Here is a 17,664-nt window from a genome sequence, read left to right as displayed (position 1 = left end):
GGTGGGGCGACTCGGGCACGGCACCGGAGAAGGGGAATCGGCCCGATGACGGTCTTCGTACTGGGCGGGGCACAGACCGATTTCGCGCGGAACTTCGCGAAAGAGGGCGGCGGCCTGTTCGAGATGTTCGCCGAAGTGGTGCCGGACGCCCTGGTGGACGCGCAGGTCGAAGCCGGTGAGATCGAAGTCGCCCACGTCGCGAATCTGGCCGCCGAGTTGTTCACCGGCCAGGCCCAGCTCGGCGGGCTGCTGGTGGCGGCCGTCCCGGATCTGGACGGTCTGCCGAGCGTCCGCCACGAGGCAGCGTGTGCCTCCGGCGGGACGGCGGTGCTCGCCGCGAGCGCGGACATCGAGTCCGGCCGGTACGACGTCGCGCTGGTGACCGGGCTGGAGATCATGCGCAACGTCGACGCGCGATCCGCGGCCGGGCACCTCGGCTCCGCTGCCTGGGTCGGCGCCGAAGCCCGATCGGCGGAATTCCCTTGGCCCGCCTTGTTCGCCGACGTCGCCGACGTCGCCGACGTCTACGACTGGCGCTACGGACTCGATCCCGCGCATCTGGGCCTGTTCGCCCGCAACGCTTTCGCGAACGCCGCGCTCAACCCGATGGCGCAGGCGCGCGACTGGAGTTTCCCCGACGGCTCGTTCGGCCAGGACGATCGGCTCAACCCGGTCGTGGAAGGCGTGCTGCGCAAGAACGACTGCGGCCGCATCTCCGACGGCGCGGCCGCGATCGTGCTCGCTTCCCCGGATTTCGCCACCGAATGGGCGAAACGCGCGGGCCGGGACCTCGAAGAAGTCCCGCGGCTGGCCGGTTTCGGACATCGGACGGCGCATTTGTCGTTACGGGGCAAGCTGGATCGCGCCGAAGGGGACGAGTACCTGTTCCCGCACCTGCGCGGCGCGGTGCTGGACGCGTACCGGCGCGCGGGAGTTTCCGGCTCCGAGGAGATGGACGTCGTCGAACTGCACGACTGCTTCACCATCACCGCGCTGGTGGCGCTGGAACATCTCGGCGCGGCCCCGCCGGGAACGGCGGGACGGCTCGTCGAGTCGGGCGCCATCGCGCGGGACGGCGTCCTGCCGGTGAATCCCGGCGGCGGGCTGCTCGGGCTGGGGCACCCGGTCGGCGCGACCGGCGTGCGGATGGTGCACGACGCCGCGCGTCAGGTGGCGGGAACCGCCGGGCCCCTTCAGATCGACGGCGTGCGGAACGTGCTGACCTTGAACGTCGGCGGATCCTTCACGACCGTCGTCGCGATGGTCGTCGCGCGCTGAAGCCAGCGGCCGCGTTGCGCCGCTCCGACGAGCACGACGAACCCCAAGGCCACCAACGAAATGCCATGATGTCGGGCCGAGCCGAGGAGACCGGCCACCGACGCCGCGGCGACGACGGCGACACAACCGAACGGGAAACCGAAGCTCTCGGGATTCCTACGCCTCCGACGGGGCGCTTGACGAAATCCTGACGCCTTCAACCCTGCGCGCGTGCTCGGCGATCGCTTCGGCGATCGCGGGCCACAGCTGCCGCGGCAGTTCGTGCCCCATCCCGGGGAACAGCAGCAGTTCGGCGTCCGGGATCGCCTCCGCGGTCGCCTTCCCGCCGCTGACGTTGATCAGCGGGTCGCTCTCGCCGTGGATGACGAGCGTCGGGACGTGGACCTCGCGCAGCTTCATCGTGCGGTCACCCGATGCGACGACGGCGGCCGCCTGCCGCAAGGCGCCCGCCGGGTGGTTCGCCCGGTCGTAGTTGCGGGTCGCCTTCATCCGGAGGAACTCGTCGTCCGAGGGGTGACCTGGCGAGCCCACGAGCTTGAACCACGCGACGCCGTCTTCGATCGCCTGCTCGCGGGTGGCGGCGGGCGGACGCGTCAGCCCGGCGAGGGCCGCCGGCTCCGGATGCCCGACCGAGGGATCCCCGGTGGTCGACATGATCGACGTGAGGCTGAGCAGCCGCTCCGGCGAATCGATCGCGAGCTGCTGCACGATCATCCCGCCCATGGACGCGCCGACGACGTGCGCGCGTTCGAAGCCGAGCGCGTCGAACAGCCCGGTGACGTCGGACGCGAGATCGGACAGCAGGTACGGCGCCGTCTCCAGGTCACCGGTCGCGAGAGCGCCCAGATCCGGCGCGGGAAGGTGGTCCAGATACGACGAAAGGCCGATGTCGCGGTTGTCGAACCGGACGACATGGAACCCACCCTCGGCGAGCAGTTCGCAGAAGCCGGCCTCCCAGGTGACCATCTGGGCACCGAGCCCCATCACCAGGACGAGCGGTGGGTTCGTGGGGGAGCCGAAGGTGTCGTACTCGAGTTCGAGGCCGTTCACACGCGCGCGGGGCATGGCGCCGATCCTCCCCGGATGTCCCCTGTCGTGCCACCTGCCGGATACGGTAAGCCGCATGCCGACTTACTCCGAAGACGCGGGTTCCCGGCCACGGTCGCGCGTGGCTTCCGGGCGACCGGCGGTCACCAAGGAGCGGATCGTCGACGCCGCGCTGGAGCTTTCGGCCGAATCCGGCCTGGAGAACTGGACTCTGCGGCAGCTCGCGGCCGCTGTCGACGCCTATCCCGCGGTGGTCTACCACCACGTGGGCGACCGGGACACCGTCGTCGTCGCGGTGCTGGACCGGGTGGTCGGCGAACTGATCCTGCCCGACGAGACCCTGCCGTGGCGGGCCTGGTTCGAGGAGTTCCTGCCCACCGTGCGGTCCGTGTTGCGCCGCTATCCCGGTTCGGCGCGGCGGCTTGCCCTGTTCGGTCCGTCGGTCGCCGCCGCCGTGCCGACCATGAACACCGGCATCGGCCGCCTGCTCGCGGCCGGATTCGGTACCGAGGCGCCGTTCGCCTACAACCTGCTGCTCGCCACCGCCTGCCAGTTCGTCGCGATGGAGGACGACCGCGAGTGCGCGATGGCGCTGCAACTCGACCGGTCCGAGGGCTACGCGGTGTACCGCACCCGCGAGGACCTGCCGGGGATGGCGGCGCTGGGGGAGTCGATCGCGGCGCTGGTCGCCGACCCCGATCTCGCGGCCGGTTACTACGAACGGCTCTACGCCTACGCGGTCGAGCGTTGCCTCGACGGGCTGGAGCATCGGCTCACCCAGTTGCGGGCTCTCGAAGTTTGACAGAGCCGTGACAGTGAATCGGCGTAGTGTGGAGGAATACCGGTGCTCGACGCCGGTCATGAAGCCCCTGGCACCCACCTCCCCCTCGAGGTGCCGGGGGCTTCTCCCTGTCAGCTCCGTCAGCTCCGCGGTGCGGCGCGCTGGATCTCGGGGAACACCTCGCCGACCAGCGTGACCAGCGACTTGCTGAGCAGCGTGTGCACCTGCTCGCGATTGAGCGAACCGCGCACCAGCCATTCGCGGCCCGCCGCCTTGACCATTCCGCCGAACGCGCGGACCAGCGCGTTGAGTTCCTGCCCGTGCTCGCTCTCGCGGGAGAGACCGACCGCTTCGAGCACCCGGTCCGCCGATTCGCGATCGGCCTCTTCGAGGATCCGTTCGACTTCGAGGTCCCGGCCGATGCCCTCCGGCGCGATCGCGGCCAGCCACATCTTCTCCTGGCTGGTGACCATGTCCAGGAACCAGTCGATGGCGACGTCGGCGCGCAGGTCGAGCGGGCCGTCCGGCAGGATCTCGACCGCGAGCCGCGGCACGGTCAGCGCCCGCCGGATGATCTCCAGGTAGAGCTCGCGTTTGGTGCCGAAGTAATGGTTGATGAGACCCCTGGCCACCCCGGCCTCCGCCGCGATGTCCGATGTGGACACTTCCGAGTACGGACGGGCCCCGAAAAGGCGGGCCGCGCAAGCGAAGATCTGTTCCTTACGCTCGTCCGGTTCCAGTCTCCGCCATCTCGGCGCCGGCTCGGTGGTCATACGCCCAATCTTCCCACGATCGATTCAGCCCGGCTCGACTATCGCCGAAGTCCTGTGACATATAAAAGCAAAGTGTCAGTTAATCCGGCGTGTACCGTCTGTTGGCCCGCTGGTCTTTACCGTCTTCTTTCAGGTGGCATGCCGTGCGCGCTGTCGGGGCGCGTTTGCCTCCTACCGGCCCGGCCTGGCGAGTAACCCCCCCTAGCTCGCCAGGCCCGGGCCTTCTTCACGAGGTGCGGGGCGCTCGGCGGGCAAGAGCAGCGTGAACGTCGTCGGCGACGGGCTGGTCAGCCGCAGGCGCCCGCCTTCCGCCTCGGACAGGCTCCGCGCCAGCCGCAGCCCGATCCCGTGGCCTTCCCGCTCCTCTGTCTCGTCCCCGGGCACGAACGGATCGTGCCCGTCCGGGATGGCACCCTCGTCGCTCACGTCGATGGCCAGCGCGTCCCCGGCGTCGCGCGCGAGGACGGTGACCGTGCCGCGTCCGTGCGTCGCCGCGTTGTCCAGCAGCACGGCGAGCACCTGCCGCACGGCCGCGTCCGCCGCCCGCGCCGGCAGAGCCTCGCGTCCGCTGATCCGCAGTGCCCTGCCGCGTCCGGCGAGCAGTCCGTGCCAGGTCTGGCGGACCTCTTCGAAGAGTTTGCCCAGGTCGAGCAGGGCACGCGGGGCCCTGGTCTGTTTGGCCAGCGCCAGCAGGTCGTCGATGGTGCGCTCCAGCCGGTCGGCCGACGCGATGCTGTCGCGGATCGTCTCGTAGGGGTCGCGATCGGGACTCTCCAGCGCCGCCTCCAGTTGCAGGCGCAGCCCGGTCAACGGCGTCCGCAGCTGGTGAGAGGCGTCGGAGGAGAAAGTGCGCTCCCGTTCCAGCGTCTCGCCGATCCGCTCGGAGGTGACGTCGAGTGCTTCGGCGACCTGATCGATCTCGCGGACCCCGGTGCGGCGGGCGCGCACGGTGAAGTCGCCCTCGCCGAGGCGTTCGGCGGTGACGGCCAGATCCTCCAGCGGCCGCGCCAGCCGGGTGGCGATCCGGCGCCCGATCAGCCAGCTGGCCCCGATCGCGATGGCGGCGAGCCCGCCCATCTTCAGCCAGGTCAGCCGGATCCTGGCGTCCAGTTCGGCGCGGGGATGGGCGGCGCGGATCACCCCGACCACCGACGCGCCGCTGAGTACGGGTTCGGCGAGAACCACCTCGTCTCCGAAGGTTCCGTTGGCCCTGTCGGAGTCGCGCGCGCTGCGGACGAAGTCGTCGGCGTGTGCCGGGCCTTCGCCGACGAGGAGCCTGCCGGTCGGGGAGTAGACCGCGATCGTGATGTCCCGCATCCGGCCCTCTCCCTCGTGGGGCCCGGCGGGTTTCAGTTCCGGGATCCGGCCGTTGGCGAGGTCGCCGGTCACCGCGAGGGCGACGGTGTCCGCGGCGCGCTCGAGATCGTGCGTGGACATGCTCTCGTGGAACCTGGCGACCGCGACGGCCAGCGGTACCCCGAAGAGGGTGATCGCCAGCACCGCGGCCAGCACGGTGAGGGTGACGATCCGGCGGCGCACGGACAAGAGTGTGGCCGACAAGGGCCAGGATCACCCGCCCGACGCGATATTTTGCCGTCCGTTGACCTGAGATCAAGGCGATGTTGACCCCGTTCGCCTTACCTTGGGGCCATGCGCCGACGTGCCGCCGTCCTGGCAGGCCCGGGGCCCGGATCCGTCCCCCTCGTCCGGTACGCCGTCCCGGGCGAGTGTGTGGCCGTGGTGCCCGCCGGAAGTGGCGACGCCCCGGTGGTCGCCGTCGGCGTCGGAGTGCTGCTCAGGCGCGGAAACCTCTTCGGCCATCTCACCGTCGAGCAGAATGTGCTGCTGGCGGGACGGCTCTCCACCCGCCGCGCCCCCGAAAACGCCGCTGACCTGCTCGAACTGGCCGGGCTGGGTGGCCGTGGCGACGCCTATCCGGACACCTTGTCCGCACTGGAAGGCTCGCGGGCCGGGGTCGCCGTCGCACTGGCCGGGGCGCCCGAGGTCGTCCTCGCCGACGAACCGGCAGGCGAACTCGACGGGCTCGCCGCCCTCGAACTCATGGACCTGCTGTGCGCCGTCGCGCGCCGGGGGACGGCCGTCGTCGTGGCGACCCGCGACCCCGACATCGCGGCGGCCGCGCACCGGATCGTGAGAGTGGCGTGACGGCACCGCTGGTCCGCACCGACGAACTGGCGCACACCTATGGCACCGGACTGACCGCGGTGGTGGCCGTGCACGGCGTGACCTGCGCGATCGGCGCGGAGACCCGCGCGGTGGTGACCGGCAGGGCCGGGGCGGGGAAGACCACGCTGCTGCACCTGCTCGCCGGGATGAAGAAACCGACGGCGGGCACCGTCGACTGGCCCGCGTTCGAGCCGTCGCCGCCGGGGCCCGACTCGATCGGGTTGGTCCTGCAAGACGGCGGCCTGCTGCGGGACCTCGACGTCCGGCTCAACGTCGCGTTGCCGCTGGTCCTCGCCGGCCGGACCGGCACCGCGGTCCGCGACGCCGTCGACGGCGCGCTGGAACTGGTGGGCCTCGCCGGTTTCGCCAAGAAGGCGCCTCGTGACCTGACCGGTGAGCAGATCCGGCTGGCCATCCTGGCCAGGGCACTCGCGCCCGCGCCGAAACTGATCCTCGCCGACGACCCGGCGGGCTGGCTGGACCGGCGGGCCGGGGAACGGCTGCTGGGCAGGCTCGTGGAGGCGGCGGACCGGCTGGCCGCCGGCCTGCTGGTGGCCACGGCCGAGCAGGCTCCGGCCGGGCTGTTCAGCGAGCGCTGGGCGATGGTCGACGGGAAGCTGGTGCGGGACCTGTGATCGCGGCGATGGCGTTGTGGGTCGGCGGGATCGCGCGAGTGCGCCCCGCCAGGCTCGGCGTACCCGCGGCCGGGGTCGCGATCGTGATCACGCTGCTCGCGGTACACGGCTGGGCCGACACCTCGGTGCCGCCGTGGGTACCCGCGACGGTGCTCGTGGTGCTGCTGGCCGCCCCTTCGGAGCGTTCGCTGCGGGCGGACCAGGACCTGCTGCGCGCCCGCGGCGCGACCGGCGGGCAGGTATTCGGACTGGCCTCCGCCGAAGCCGTGGTCGCAGGGCTGACCGGCGGCGTGGCCGGGGTCGTGCTGTCGCTGGCGGGTGGCTTCCTGACCGGAACCGGCGTATCGCTCGCCTGGGAAATCGTTCTCTTGCTGCTCGCCGGGCCGGTCGTCGCGGCCATCGCCGTCCTGCCCCCGGTGCTGCGCGAGTGGTATTTCGTCTCGGCGGACGACGGGCCGCCCTGGTGGTCGCCCTACGGTCTCGACTTCATCCTGCTCGCGCTCGCCTTCTTCTGGCCGTTGCTCGGCTGGGCCGGCGGCACGATGCTGTTGTGGCGGCTGGTGGAGCTGGGACTGCGTAAGGGAAAACGGGTGATCGGCGGGGTGCTCAGGCCGCTGGTCTCTGGGCTCGCGGGTGTCCTCGCGCTGTCCATTTCGTGGCGGAGCGCGCTGCTGGCGCGGTCGGTGTCCCTGGTCGCGCTCGCGGTGGCCTTCGCGATCTCGTCCGCTCTCACCAAGGACGGCTGCACCGCGGCCACTGTGGACAAGGTGGCGTCGCTCGTGCTCGCCGCGGCCGCGGCCGGACCGTCGTTCGGGCTGGCGCTCAACGAACGCCGCCGTGACCTGCTGATCGTCAGCACCCTCGGCGGGAAACGCCGCCAGGTGGCGACGTTCATCGCGGGCGACGCGCTGATCGTCGGCGGCGGCGGCCTGATCGCCGGACACCTGCTGGGCGTGCTGTTCGCCCTCTTCACCCGGGCGGAATGGAGGTCTTTTCCTCACGGGTACTTCGGGATGCTGGGGACGGTGGTGATCGTGTCATGCGTGGCGGCGTCGGCGTGGATCGCGCGACTCGCCGCCCGCGACGAGGTATCCGACCTCCGCGACTACTGAGGTGTGATGCCCGCTCGATCACGCGTGATGCCCGCCCAGTCACGCGTGACTAGTGTCCTGAGTCTTTGGTTCGTGCGCTGAATCCTGGGCTTCCCTTGGGGTGGGTCTGGGTGTCGTCACGAGGGCGGTTCGTCTGGTATGGGTGGTGTGGGCGTGGCTGGTGTGACGATGGGGGCGCCTGAGGTGTACGGGGTGCCGTTCCTGGCTTTCCGGGTGTGTGAAGGGGACTTTCCCCGCATGTCATGCGGGGAAAGTCCCCTTCACACACGGAAACACTCCAGAACGCCGCGATCCGCGAGTCCGATGGCCCGCCGCGCCGCGGCATGGACGATTCACCACGTAACGCCCGAATTTACGGTGCAGGACACTAGCTTTCGAAGGGTTGTTCGAGGCGGTAACCGTGGCCGCGCAGCGTCGAAATCCGGGGCGCCTGCTCGGGGGTTGGCGACGATTCGGTCAGTTTCCGCCGCAGCGCGGCGATGTGGACGTCCAGGGTCTTGGTGGAGCCGTACCAGTGCGCGTCCCACACCTCCGACATCAGGGTGTCCCGGCTGACCGCCACGCCCGGCTGCTCGGCGAGCCGGGCGAGCAGGTCGAACTCCTTGGCCCGCAACGAGATCTCCCGGCCGCCGACGCTGACCCGGCGCCCGGCGGTGTCCACCCGCAGATGACCGATGGCGAGCGCGGGCCTGCTTTCGGGCGGGGCCGTCCCGCGCCGCAGATGCGCCCGCACCCTGGCGAGCAGTTCGCCGAGTCGGATGGGTTTGGTGAGGTAGTCGTCGGCCCCGGCCTCCAGGCCCACGACGACGTCCATTTCCTCCTGCCTGGCGGTCAGGATGACCAGGACGGCGCCGGGGAGTTCCGCGCGCAGCCGACGGCAGACCTCGACCCCGTCCAGATCCGGCAGGCCGAGATCGAGCAGGACGAAATCGATGTCGCCGTCCGCCGCGGCGGCGAGCGCGGTGCGGCCGTCGCGCTGCCAGGAGACCTCGTAACCGTGGAGGCGGAGGGTCGATTCGAGGACGCCGCCGATCGCGTCGTCGTCTTCCACCACCAGCAGTTTCGGCATGCGGGGGAGCTTAACCGTTGAACACTGTTCTTTTCGGCCAAGACGTTACGAACGCCACCCTTTCTGTAACAGGGCGCTAACGTTTCCCGGTGCGTCCCCGGCTGTATGTCCATAAAGGACAGAGTGCGGCGAGTGCGAGGCACAGCCAGGCGAACACGTCACCGATCGAGCCGTACACGGTCTGTGTTCGCGGCTGTACCGGCAGATCCGCGACGAGCGTCTGCTGATCGGTCCGGAAATAGTCGGCGTTCCCGAGTACCCGGCCCTGTCCGTCCACGGCTGTGGAATTTCCGTGAGTGGAGTGCCGGAAGACCGGGTAACCGTTTTCCACCGCGCGGAACACCGCTTTTTCCGCGTGCAGCGAGCCGAATCCCGGCCAGTCGTTGGCGGGGACGAGCATCAGCGTGGTCCCCTTGTCCGCGGCCTGGCGCATCAGGCCGGGGTAATCCGCGTCGTAGCAGATGACCGTCGCGAGCCGCCCGTACGGCGAATCCGCGGTGGGCACGACACCGGGGCCAGGAGTCATCGGCTCCATCGGCATCGGATGGGTCTTGTCGTAGGTCCACGACACCTCGCCGGTCGGCCCGACGAGCACGGCCACATTCCGGATGTAGGGAGCCTGCTTGGTGTAGAGCGCGTACGCGAGTTCCACGTGGATACCCGCCTGCTTCGCTTCAGTGCCGACTCGCTCCAGCAACGCCGCCTGGTCGCGTTCCAGCACGCTGGCATGGGTTTCCGGCCAGAGCACGATCTTCGCCCCCGCCGACGCCTGCTGTCGTGTCCTGGTCACGAGATCTTCGGTGATCGGCGCGAAGGCGGCACCGACCGCGACCGGGTCGGCCGCGCTGACTTCTTCGGCACGCCAATACTTCACGCCGATCCGCTCCAGTGCGTCGGAACTTGCCCGATCCGTGTCGGATGAGGGGCTGATCCCCGCGATCCGCACCGTCTGCGTCGTGGGCGCGTCGAACAGCAACCGCGCGCCACCGGCGGCGAACACCAGGCCCAGCAGGCAAACGTGGACGACGACCGTGCGCTTGACGCGCGGCCACCCTTCCGCCCAGCCGGTGTTCACCACCGAGGCGAACCACGCGAGGACGAAGGTGAGGCCGTAGACGCCGGTCACCGAAGCGGCTTGGAGCAGTGGCAGATTCCCGGACTGGGTGCTGCCGAGCGCGCCGAAGTCCCCGAATCCGGTGATGAGGGTGAAGAGATACTCGCCTGCCACCAGTGTCGCCGGGAACACCAGGGTCCTCAGCGGTCCGGCGCGTTCGGCGAGCAGGCGGTCGGCCATGAAGGCCGTCGTCTGCAGCACCGCGAGCAGGGTGAAGGCGAGCAGTCCGGACAGCACGAACAGCAGTCCGGTGACACTCAGCCAGAAGAGTTGCCCGATCAGTAGGGAGAGCCCGACCATCAGGGCCGCGCGCCGGACGGGCGCCCGCCGGGCGTAGCGGAGCAGGAAGACCGGGAACACCCAGGCGGCGAGGGGAACGTTCCAGTCGGTGTGGACGGCGAGCAGGAGCAGCGCTGTGCCCAGCCACCAGAGCAGCCGTTGATTCATACCGCGAACGCTAGGAAACAACGGCCGCCTCAGGCAGCCGACCTTGGGCAGGGATGCCCCTTACTTTCGTCAGGAAACGTGGTCGCGATACGCCTTGACGGTCTCCGCGAGCACTTCGCCGCCGGGACGCCGCCAGAGGTCGGCGTCGAACACCTCGACCTCGATCGGCCCGGTGTACCCGGCGGCCTCGACGCACGCCTTGAGGTGCCGGTGGTCGATCGGGCCGTCGCCGGGCAGCGCGCGGCCGAGCAGGGTGTCGGTCAGGGGGACCTTCTGGTCGCAGACGTGGAATCCGGCGATCCGCCCGGCCGCCGCGGCGATCGACTCCTCGATCCGCGGATCCCACCACACGTGGAACTCGTCGACGATCACACCGACCTGGTCGGCCGGATGCTCCAGCGCGATCGCCAGCGCCTGATCCACAGTGGACAGAACCGAACGTTCGGCGCACTGCATGGGATGCAGGGGTTCCAGGCCAAGCCGGACGCCGCGCTCACCGGCGTAAGGCGCCAGCTCACCGACCGCGTCGGCGACCCGCTGCCTCGACGACGCGAGGCTGCCGTTCACTCCGCCGACGACCAGGACGAGGACGTCCGCGCCCAGCGCGGCCGCTTCGTCGATCGCCTCCCGGGTCTGCGCGACACCGTCCACAGGGGACCCTTCCGGGGTGATCCCGGTGAAGAAACCACCACGGCACAACGACGACACGCCGACGTCGTACTCCTTGAGCAGCCGGGCCGTCTCCTCGACGCCGGTCTCGGCGACCTTGTCCCGCCACAGGCCGATCCAGCGGACGCCCGCCTCGGCGCAGCCCGCGACGGCCTCCGGCAGCGACCACGCCTTGGTGGTGATCTGGTTGAGGCTCAACCGGTCCATCAGGCCACCCCCGCCGCGGCCAGCAGCGGCCGCATCCGCGCGACGGCGAGATCCGGGTCGGTGAGCGCACCGGCGGCGTCCGCCAAGCGCAGCAGTTCGGCCAGATGCGTGATGGACCGGGCCGACTCGCGGCCCGCGACCATCCGGAAATGATCCTGGTGCCCGTTGAGATAGGCGAGGAAGACGACGCCCGTCTTGTAATTCCTCGTGGGGGCACGGAAGATTGCCCGGCTGAGCGCCACCGTCGGGTCCAGCAGGTCGTGGAATCCGGCCGTGTCGCCTTCGTCGAGCCGGGCGAGCGCGGCGCCGGCGACCTGCGCGACGGCGTCGAAGATGCCCAGAAGTGCTTCGCTGTGGCCCTGATCGTCCCCGGCGATCAGTTCCGGGTAGTTGAAGTCGTCGCCGGTGTAGCACACGACGCCTTCGGGCAGCGCGCGGCGGAACTCGGTCTCGATCGACGCGTCGAGCACCGAAACCTTGACACCCGCGATCGCGCCGGCGTGGTCGGTGCAGAGCCTGCCCAGTTCCTTGGCGGCCTCACGGACGTCGCCGTGACCCCAGTAGCCCGCCAATGCCGGGTCGAACTGCTCGCCCAGCCAGTGCAGCAGGACCGGACGGTCCGCGCCGGAGAGCAGTTTCCCGTACGCGGCATGGTAATCCTCGGGGCCGGACGCCGATGCGGCCAGCGCCCGGCTGGCCATCACGACCGGGATCGCCCCGGCCTCGCCGACCAGATCCAGCTGCTCCCGCCAGGCGTCCACAATGGACTCCGCGGTCGCGTCGCCGCCGGGGAGCTGGTCGGTGCCGACCCCGGCGACCCACGGCCGTCCGGCGGCGAGCGCGCCGGTGCGCCGGATGAGGTCCTGGGTCGTGGCCCAGTCCAGGCCCATCCCGCGCTGCGCGGTGTCCATCGCCTCGGCCACGCCGAGACCGCAGGACCACAGGTGCTCGCGGAAGGCGAGCGTCGTGTCCCAGTCCAGCACCGCGCCTTCTTCGGGATCGGCGGCGGCGAGCGGGTCGGCCACCACGTGTGCGGCCGCGTAGGCGATCCGGGAGGTCGGAGGTGATGCCGGTTTCGCGGGCGTTTCCGGCCCTCTCGGCGTCCACTCCGCCAGTCCGCCGTCGGCGGTGGGCAGGGCGATCAAGGTCATCGGGTCTCCGTGGCGCGGGGGTGAGAAAGCGCTTTCTCGTGCCACGGTAAGTCACCTCACGGGCCGCACACAAGGGTTTCAGCGTGGGGGAGCGGCGGTGCTGAGACGCAGGACGACCTCGCCGGACATCCGCACGACTCGCGGCCGGGTGCCGGGGGAGGCCTTGAGTGCCAGGTCCATGGCCCGTTCACCCAGCTTCTCCAGCGGCAGCGCGACCGTGCTCAGCGAGGGCGTGAGATCGCGCACTACCGGGATGTCGTCGAAACCGGCGATCGACATCTCGCCGGGCACGGAGACCCCGGCGTCGCGCAGCGCCGTCATCGCGCCGATCGCCATCACGTCGGTCACCGCGAACACGCACGTCGGCCACTGCTTCCGCGGCCGGGCGAGGACCTTCTCCATCGCCTCGTAACCGCCGTCGCGGGTGAACGGCGCCTCGGTGACGTCGTCCTCGTGGAGTTCGACGCCGTGCTCCAGCAGTTCCGCCGCGAAGCCGTCGAGCCGATCGACGACAGTGGTCAGGCTCCTCGGCCCGGCGAGTACGGCGAACCGCCGGTGCCCCATGTCCAGCAGTGCCTTCGCCAGTTCGGCGCCGCCACCCCGATTGTCGGGCTGCACAGTGTCCACTTTGAGCCCTCGGTGCCTGCTGACCGCGGCGACGTGCCCGCCGCCGCGCCGGTACGGCTCGAGTTCGGCGGCCATCGCCTTCTCCCACGTCTTGTCCTCGAAGGCGGAGCCGATCAACAGGATCGCCGACGCGCGCTGGGCGCGCAGCGTGGAGACGTAGGCGACCTCCTTCGCCGGGTCGCGGAACGTGCTCGCGAGCATCACCAGGAGGTCGTTCTCACTGGCGACGCGCATGATCCCGCCTGCGATGGCGGCGAAATACGGGTCGCCGACGTCGTGGCAGATCACCCCGACGGTCGGCTGTGAGCCACCGGCCAGTGCCTGTGCGTGTGCGTTGGGGGTGTAGGAGAGGTCGGCAGCCGCGGCGATCACCCGTTCGCGGAGATCCCCCCGGACGGTGGCGGTGCCGTTGAGGACGCGGGACGCGGTCGCGAGCGACACGTCCGCGCTGCGCGCCACATCTTCCAGCGTCACGTGGGGGCGGGCCTTCATCGATCCTCCAAGCTGGCGTTTGGGGCATAGTGGCGGACATGCTCGGCCTTTACCCGGAAATCGAACCTTACGTCCAAGGGATGTTGCCCGTCGGTGACGGCAATGAGATCTATTGGGAGGAATGCGGCGACCCCGCGGGCAAACCCGTGATCTTCCTCCACGGCGGCCCCGGAAGCGGAGCGAACGCGAGACATCGCAGACTGTTCGATCCCGAGCGGTATCGGATAGTCCTTTTCGATCAGCGTGGCTGCGGGCGCAGCACGCCGAACTGCGCCACTCCGGACGCGGATCTCTCGGTCAACACGACATGGCACCTCGTCGCCGACATCGAACGGTTGCGCGAGCATCTCGATATCGAACACTGGATGGTCTTCGGCGGTTCATGGGGGAGTGTGCTCGGGCTGACCTACGCGGAAACGCATCCCGGCCGGGTCACGGAACTCGTCCTCCGCGGCGTGGCCACGTTGCGGGCGAAGGAACTGCAATGGCTCTTCGGCGGGGGAGCGGCGTTCCTCTTCCCCGAGGCGTGGTCGCGTTTCCTGGCCCCGGTGCCGTTTTCGCGCCGCCAGGAGAACCTGATCGAGGTGTATCACGAACTGCTGCACCATCCGGACCCCGCGGTGCACGGGCCCGCCGCGATCGCGTGGAGCCGCTGGGAGGGGGAAACGGTCAAACTGCGCCCGCAGGAGGAAGTGATCGACGCGTTCAGCGATCCTTCGTTCGCCCTCGCGATCGCGAGGATCGAGAACCACTACTTCCGGCACGGCGGCTGGCTGACCGAGGATCAGCTGCTCCGCGAGGCCGGGAAGCTCCGGGGCATTCCCAGCGTTCTGGTCCAGGGACGCTACGACGTGGTCACCCCGGCCATCACCGCGTGGGAGCTCAGCCAGGTGCTGCCCGGCGCGGAACTGGTGATGGTCGGCGACTCGGGTCACGCGTTCGACGAACCCGGCACCCTGCACGAGTTGATCAGCGCGACCGACCGGTTCGCGTCAGACTGGCAGGGCGCCGGTACATCCCAGGACGAGGAGAGGAACGCAGACATGCTTTTCGGTGACGAGCACGTCCGTCGCTACGAAGAGACCGACGGCGAGGTGGGCCACGACTGGGAGAAGGGCGCGCCCTGCCTCATCCTCACCACCAAAGGTCGCAAGACCGGCGAGGACCGCAAGTTCGCGCTGATCTACCAGTTCGACGACGACAACAACCCGGTCATCGTGGCGTCGAAGGGCGGCGCGCCGGAGGACCCGGGCTGGTACAAGAACCTCCAGGCGAACCCCGAGGTCAAGGCCCAGGTCAAGGCGGACAAGTTCACCGCGCGGGCTCGCACCATCGAGGGTGAGGAGCGCGCGAAACTGTGGGAGAAGCTGGCCGCCGTTTGGCCGGACTACAACGAGTACGCGAAGAAGACCGACCGTGAGATCCCCGTGGTGGTCCTCGAACGCGTGTGATCCGCGCCGCGTTCGCGCGTGGTTTCAGCCGAACCGGAGCGGGTTCGGCTACGAATTACGTCCATGGCGCTGAGACCCCGTGAACGCTGGACCGCACTGACCCCCGTTTCGGGTGACTTGCTGACGTTTCGCCAGATGATCGCCTTCGGTCGGCGCTTCGCCCGCGCCGGCCGGGGGTTCTGGTTCAGCCTCGCGATCAACGTCGTGTGGCCGTTCCTGGTGCTGTTCACCCGGTTCCGGGTACGCGGCGGCGAGCACCTGCCCGCCACGGGTGGCTTCCTGGTGGCGTCGAACCACCTCTCGTTCGCCGATCCGACGACGGTGACGGCGTACTGCCTCGCGCACGGCCGTGTGCCGCGCTACCTGGCGAAGTCGAGCCTGTGGGGCGCGCCGCTCGTCGGCTCGGTGATGCGCTCGGGCAAGCACATCCCGGTCCATCGCGGGGCACCCACGGCGTCGGGCGCGTACCGCGACGCCGTGAGTGCCGTGCGTGAGGGCGAGTGTGTCGTCATCTTCCCGGAGGCGACCTTCACGGATCACCCGGACGGGTGGCCCATGCGCGGCAAGACCGGGATCGCGCGGATCGCGCTGGAAACCGGTGTCCCGGTGGTCCCGCTGGCGAACTGGGGCACGCACCACCTGCTGCCGTCCGAGGCCGTGCTGCCGCGCGGTTTCCCCCGCAAGACGGTGAACCTGGTCGCGGGCCCGCCGGTCGATCTTTCGGACCTCGTGACGCCCGCGCCGTCGCGTGAGGTGCTGGAAGAGGCGACCAAGCGGATCATGACCGCGGTGACCGACCTGCTGGTCGAGATCCGCGGCTCCCGCCCTGAGTAGGCAGTCTCACCCTTCGGACCATGCCGGTGGAGGGTAGGTTTCGAGGTATGAGCGCACACTATGACGTCGTTGTTCTGGGCGCCGGGGTCGGCGGTTACGTGGCGGCCATCCGGGCGTCGCAACTGGGGCTGAGCGCGGCGGTCGTGGAGGAGAAATACTGGGGCGGGGTCTGCCTCAACGTCGGCTGTATCCCCTCGAAGGCACTGCTGCGCAACGCCGAACTCGCGCACATCGTGACCAAAGAGGCGAAATCCTTCGGGATCAAGGTCGAGGGACAGGTCACCTTCGACTACCAGGCCGCCTTCGACCGCAGCCGCAAGGTCGCGGACGGTCGCGTCAAGGGCGTGCACTTCCTGATGAAGAAGAACAAGATCACCGAGTACGACGGGCACGGCACGTTCCTCGACGCCAACACCATCGAGGTCAACGGCGAGCGGGTCACCTTCGACCATTGCGTGATCGCCACCGGCGCCACCGCGCGCCTGCTGCCGGGCACCACGCGCAGCGACCGCGTGGTCACCTACGAACAGCAGATCATGGAAAACGAACTGCCGGAGAGCATCATCATCGCCGGCGCGGGCGCGATCGGCGTCGAATTCGCCTACGTGCTGCACAACTACGGCGTGAAGGTGACCATCGTCGAATACCTCGACCGGATGGTCCCGCTCGAAGACGCCGAGGTCTCCGCCGAACTCGCGCGCCGCTACCGGAAGCTCGGCATCGAGGTGCTGACCTCCACCAAGGTCGAGACGATCGACGACACCGGCGAGCAGGTACTGGTCACCGTGTCGAAGAACGGTGAGCAGCGCGTCCTGGAAGCGGACAAGGTGTTGCAGGCCATCGGTTTTCAGCCGAGGATCGAGGGATACGGCCTCGACAAGACCGGCGTGGAACTGACCGACCGCGGCGCCATCGCCATCGACTCGCGCGGCCGCACCAACGTCCCGCACATCTTCGCGATCGGCGACGTCACCGCGAAACTGATGCTCGCGCACGCGTCGGAATCCATGGGCGTCGTCGCCGCCGAAACCATCGCGGGCGCCGAAACCATGGAACTCGACTTCGTGATGATCCCGCGCGCGACCTACTGCCAGCCGCAGATCGCCAGCTTCGGCTGGACCGAGGAGCAGGCCCGCGAAAAGGGCTTCGACGTCCAGGTCGCGAAGTTCCCCTTCTCCGCCAACGGAAAGGCGCACGGCCTCGGCGAGGCCGTCGGTTTCGTGAAGATCCTCAGCGATGCCACGCACGGCGAACTGCTGGGCGCGCACCTGATCGGGCCTGAGGTGACCGAACTGCTGCCGGAACTGACTCTGGCGCAGCAGTGGGACCTTACGGTGCACGAGATTTCGCGGAACGTGCACGCTCACCCGACTTTGGGTGAAGCGGTCAAGGAGGCCGTGCACGGACTGGCGGGACACATGATCAACATGTAGGTCCTCTTGAATGGTAGGGACGGGTCTAATCGTCTCTACCACTCACGAGTCACCCGGCCGGAGCGTGGCTCAGGTGTTGGGCGCGGCCGCTATCCACGGTGTCGCGAAAGCCACTTTCGGGACATCAGACGTCGCGAAAGTGGCTTTCGCGACACGTCCGCTGGGCAGTCACGGGTTTGGTCACGGACCGAACCCGTGACCAAACGCGCCTGGAATCCAGTAGGTACTAACCTCGATCTTGCATGGGTTTCTGTGAGTTCGTCGGGATTGCTGCTGCGGCTGGGTTTTGGTCGGAAATCGTGCTGTGGGCAGGGTTGTGGGCCGACTGTCGTGTCGGTGGGCGGGTTCCGAGGGTCC

At 69.3% G+C, this 17,664-nt stretch carries 16 protein-coding genes; 8 read left to right on the top strand and 8 right to left on the bottom strand.

Going from position 1 to position 17,664, the window contains the following annotated elements:
• The first annotated feature begins 45 nt into the window (after nucleotides 1–45).
• Nucleotides 46–1,278, top strand: a complete 1,233-nt coding sequence (locus ACLARN_RS42290; protein WP_409497120.1) for an acetyl-CoA acetyltransferase — start codon at nucleotides 46–48, stop codon at nucleotides 1,276–1,278.
• 156 nt (nucleotides 1,279–1,434) lie between these two features.
• Here the strand turns inward: ACLARN_RS42290 and ACLARN_RS42285 are convergent, their stop codons facing one another.
• Complete coding sequence (locus ACLARN_RS42285; protein ID WP_409497119.1) at nucleotides 1,435–2,343, bottom strand: alpha/beta fold hydrolase; 909 nt, start codon at nucleotides 2,341–2,343, stop codon at nucleotides 1,435–1,437.
• A gap of 58 nt (nucleotides 2,344–2,401) precedes the next feature.
• Between ACLARN_RS42285 and ACLARN_RS42280 the strand changes: the two genes are divergently transcribed.
• Nucleotides 2,402–3,127, top strand: coding sequence for a TetR/AcrR family transcriptional regulator (locus ACLARN_RS42280; RefSeq protein WP_409497118.1), 726 nt, complete (start codon nucleotides 2,402–2,404; stop codon nucleotides 3,125–3,127).
• A 119-nt stretch (nucleotides 3,128–3,246) separates the two neighbouring features.
• Here ACLARN_RS42280 and ACLARN_RS42275 read toward each other — a convergent pair whose 3' ends face one another.
• Both ACLARN_RS42275 and ACLARN_RS42270 read right to left on the bottom strand, forming a co-directional pair.
• Nucleotides 3,247–3,879, bottom strand: a complete 633-nt coding sequence (locus tag ACLARN_RS42275) for a TetR/AcrR family transcriptional regulator (RefSeq protein WP_409497117.1) — start codon at nucleotides 3,877–3,879, stop codon at nucleotides 3,247–3,249.
• A gap of 201 nt (nucleotides 3,880–4,080) precedes the next feature.
• Entirely contained in the window at nucleotides 4,081–5,418 is a 1,338-nt protein-coding gene (locus ACLARN_RS42270; protein WP_409497116.1) for a sensor histidine kinase, read from the bottom strand.
• 111 nt (nucleotides 5,419–5,529) lie between these two features.
• Between ACLARN_RS42270 and ACLARN_RS42265 the strand changes: the two genes are divergently transcribed.
• Genes ACLARN_RS42265 through ACLARN_RS42255 form a run of 3 tightly spaced genes read left to right on the top strand, consistent with a single transcriptional unit; the run spans nucleotide 5,530 to nucleotide 7,813 of the window.
• Complete coding sequence (locus tag ACLARN_RS42265; protein ID WP_409497115.1) at nucleotides 5,530–6,045, top strand: lipoprotein ABC transporter ATP-binding protein; 516 nt, start codon at nucleotides 5,530–5,532, stop codon at nucleotides 6,043–6,045.
• The gene (locus tag ACLARN_RS42260) at nucleotides 6,042–6,701 is read left to right on the top strand and encodes an ATP-binding cassette domain-containing protein (protein ID WP_409497114.1); all 660 of its coding nucleotides are present in this window, start codon (nucleotides 6,042–6,044) and stop codon (nucleotides 6,699–6,701) included. The genes ACLARN_RS42265 and ACLARN_RS42260 overlap by 4 nt, the downstream gene beginning before the upstream one ends.
• Nucleotides 6,698–7,813 (top strand): FtsX-like permease family protein, encoded by a 1,116-nt coding sequence (locus tag ACLARN_RS42255; RefSeq protein WP_409497113.1) that lies wholly within the window; start codon nucleotides 6,698–6,700, stop codon nucleotides 7,811–7,813. The genes ACLARN_RS42260 and ACLARN_RS42255 overlap by 4 nt, the downstream gene beginning before the upstream one ends.
• Nucleotides 7,814–8,180: 367 nt before the next feature.
• On the opposite strand, the gene ACLARN_RS42250 is transcribed toward ACLARN_RS42255, so the two are convergent.
• From ACLARN_RS42250 to ACLARN_RS42230, 5 genes are all read right to left on the bottom strand, one after another.
• On the bottom strand, nucleotides 8,181–8,882 hold the full coding sequence (locus tag ACLARN_RS42250) for a response regulator transcription factor (protein WP_409497112.1): 702 nt from the start codon (nucleotides 8,880–8,882) through the stop codon (nucleotides 8,181–8,183).
• A gap of 76 nt (nucleotides 8,883–8,958) precedes the next feature.
• Nucleotides 8,959–10,443 (bottom strand): apolipoprotein N-acyltransferase, encoded by a 1,485-nt coding sequence (locus ACLARN_RS42245; protein ID WP_409497111.1) that lies wholly within the window; start codon nucleotides 10,441–10,443, stop codon nucleotides 8,959–8,961.
• A gap of 69 nt (nucleotides 10,444–10,512) precedes the next feature.
• Nucleotides 10,513–11,319, bottom strand: a complete 807-nt coding sequence (locus tag ACLARN_RS42240) for a sugar phosphate isomerase/epimerase family protein (protein WP_409497110.1) — start codon at nucleotides 11,317–11,319, stop codon at nucleotides 10,513–10,515.
• Nucleotides 11,319–12,470, bottom strand: a complete 1,152-nt coding sequence (locus ACLARN_RS42235) for a dihydrodipicolinate synthase family protein (RefSeq protein ID WP_409497109.1) — start codon at nucleotides 12,468–12,470, stop codon at nucleotides 11,319–11,321. The genes ACLARN_RS42240 and ACLARN_RS42235 overlap by 1 nt, the downstream gene beginning before the upstream one ends.
• Before the next feature lie 78 nt (nucleotides 12,471–12,548).
• Nucleotides 12,549–13,589, bottom strand: coding sequence for a LacI family DNA-binding transcriptional regulator (locus ACLARN_RS42230; protein ID WP_409497108.1), 1,041 nt, complete (start codon nucleotides 13,587–13,589; stop codon nucleotides 12,549–12,551).
• A 38-nt stretch (nucleotides 13,590–13,627) separates the two neighbouring features.
• On the opposite strand from ACLARN_RS42230, the gene pip reads away from it, so the two are divergent.
• The 3 genes from pip to lpdA all read left to right on the top strand — a co-directional run bounded on the left by pip (nucleotide 13,628) and on the right by lpdA (nucleotide 17,307).
• Nucleotides 13,628–15,040 (top strand): prolyl aminopeptidase, encoded by a 1,413-nt coding sequence (gene pip, locus ACLARN_RS42225; RefSeq protein ID WP_409497107.1) that lies wholly within the window; start codon nucleotides 13,628–13,630, stop codon nucleotides 15,038–15,040.
• 63 nt (nucleotides 15,041–15,103) lie between these two features.
• On the top strand, nucleotides 15,104–15,874 hold the full coding sequence (locus ACLARN_RS42220) for a lysophospholipid acyltransferase family protein (protein WP_409497106.1): 771 nt from the start codon (nucleotides 15,104–15,106) through the stop codon (nucleotides 15,872–15,874).
• A gap of 47 nt (nucleotides 15,875–15,921) precedes the next feature.
• A complete protein-coding gene (gene lpdA / locus ACLARN_RS42215; RefSeq protein WP_409497105.1) occupies nucleotides 15,922–17,307 on the top strand; it encodes a dihydrolipoyl dehydrogenase in 1,386 nt (461 codons plus the stop codon).
• Nucleotides 17,308–17,664 lie beyond the last annotated feature (357 nt).

Source organism: Amycolatopsis sp. cmx-11-12, assembly GCF_046269425.1.
Classification (GTDB): Bacteria; Actinomycetota; Actinomycetes; order Mycobacteriales; family Pseudonocardiaceae; genus Amycolatopsis.
Note: the sequence above shows the minus strand (reverse complement) of the source record. Positions and strands in the feature narration are given on the sequence as shown.

Bases quoted from the DNA above. Each gene is read 5' to 3' on its own strand.
- ACLARN_RS42285 (WP_409497119.1), bottom strand. From the start codon at position 2,343: ATGCCCCGCGCGCGTGTGAACGGCCTCGAACTCGAGTACGACACCTTC.
- ACLARN_RS42245 (WP_409497111.1), bottom strand. From the start codon at position 10,443: ATGAATCAACGGCTGCTCTGGTGGCTGGGCACAGCGCTGCTCCTGCTC.
- ACLARN_RS42275 (WP_409497117.1), bottom strand. From the start codon at position 3,879: ATGACCACCGAGCCGGCGCCGAGATGGCGGAGACTGGAACCGGACGAG.
- ACLARN_RS42250 (WP_409497112.1), bottom strand. From the start codon at position 8,882: ATGCCGAAACTGCTGGTGGTGGAAGACGACGACGCGATCGGCGGCGTC.
- ACLARN_RS42230 (WP_409497108.1), bottom strand. From the start codon at position 13,589: ATGAAGGCCCGCCCCCACGTGACGCTGGAAGATGTGGCGCGCAGCGCG.
- ACLARN_RS42220 (WP_409497106.1), top strand. From the start codon at position 15,104: ATGGCGCTGAGACCCCGTGAACGCTGGACCGCACTGACCCCCGTTTCG.
- ACLARN_RS42235 (WP_409497109.1), bottom strand. From the start codon at position 12,470: ATGACCTTGATCGCCCTGCCCACCGCCGACGGCGGACTGGCGGAGTGG.
- lpdA (WP_409497105.1), top strand. From the start codon at position 15,922: ATGAGCGCACACTATGACGTCGTTGTTCTGGGCGCCGGGGTCGGCGGT.
- ACLARN_RS42290 (WP_409497120.1), top strand. From the start codon at position 46: ATGACGGTCTTCGTACTGGGCGGGGCACAGACCGATTTCGCGCGGAAC.
- ACLARN_RS42280 (WP_409497118.1), top strand. From the start codon at position 2,402: ATGCCGACTTACTCCGAAGACGCGGGTTCCCGGCCACGGTCGCGCGTG.
- pip (WP_409497107.1), top strand. From the start codon at position 13,628: ATGCTCGGCCTTTACCCGGAAATCGAACCTTACGTCCAAGGGATGTTG.
- ACLARN_RS42240 (WP_409497110.1), bottom strand. From the start codon at position 11,319: ATGGACCGGTTGAGCCTCAACCAGATCACCACCAAGGCGTGGTCGCTG.
- ACLARN_RS42265 (WP_409497115.1), top strand. From the start codon at position 5,530: ATGCGCCGACGTGCCGCCGTCCTGGCAGGCCCGGGGCCCGGATCCGTC.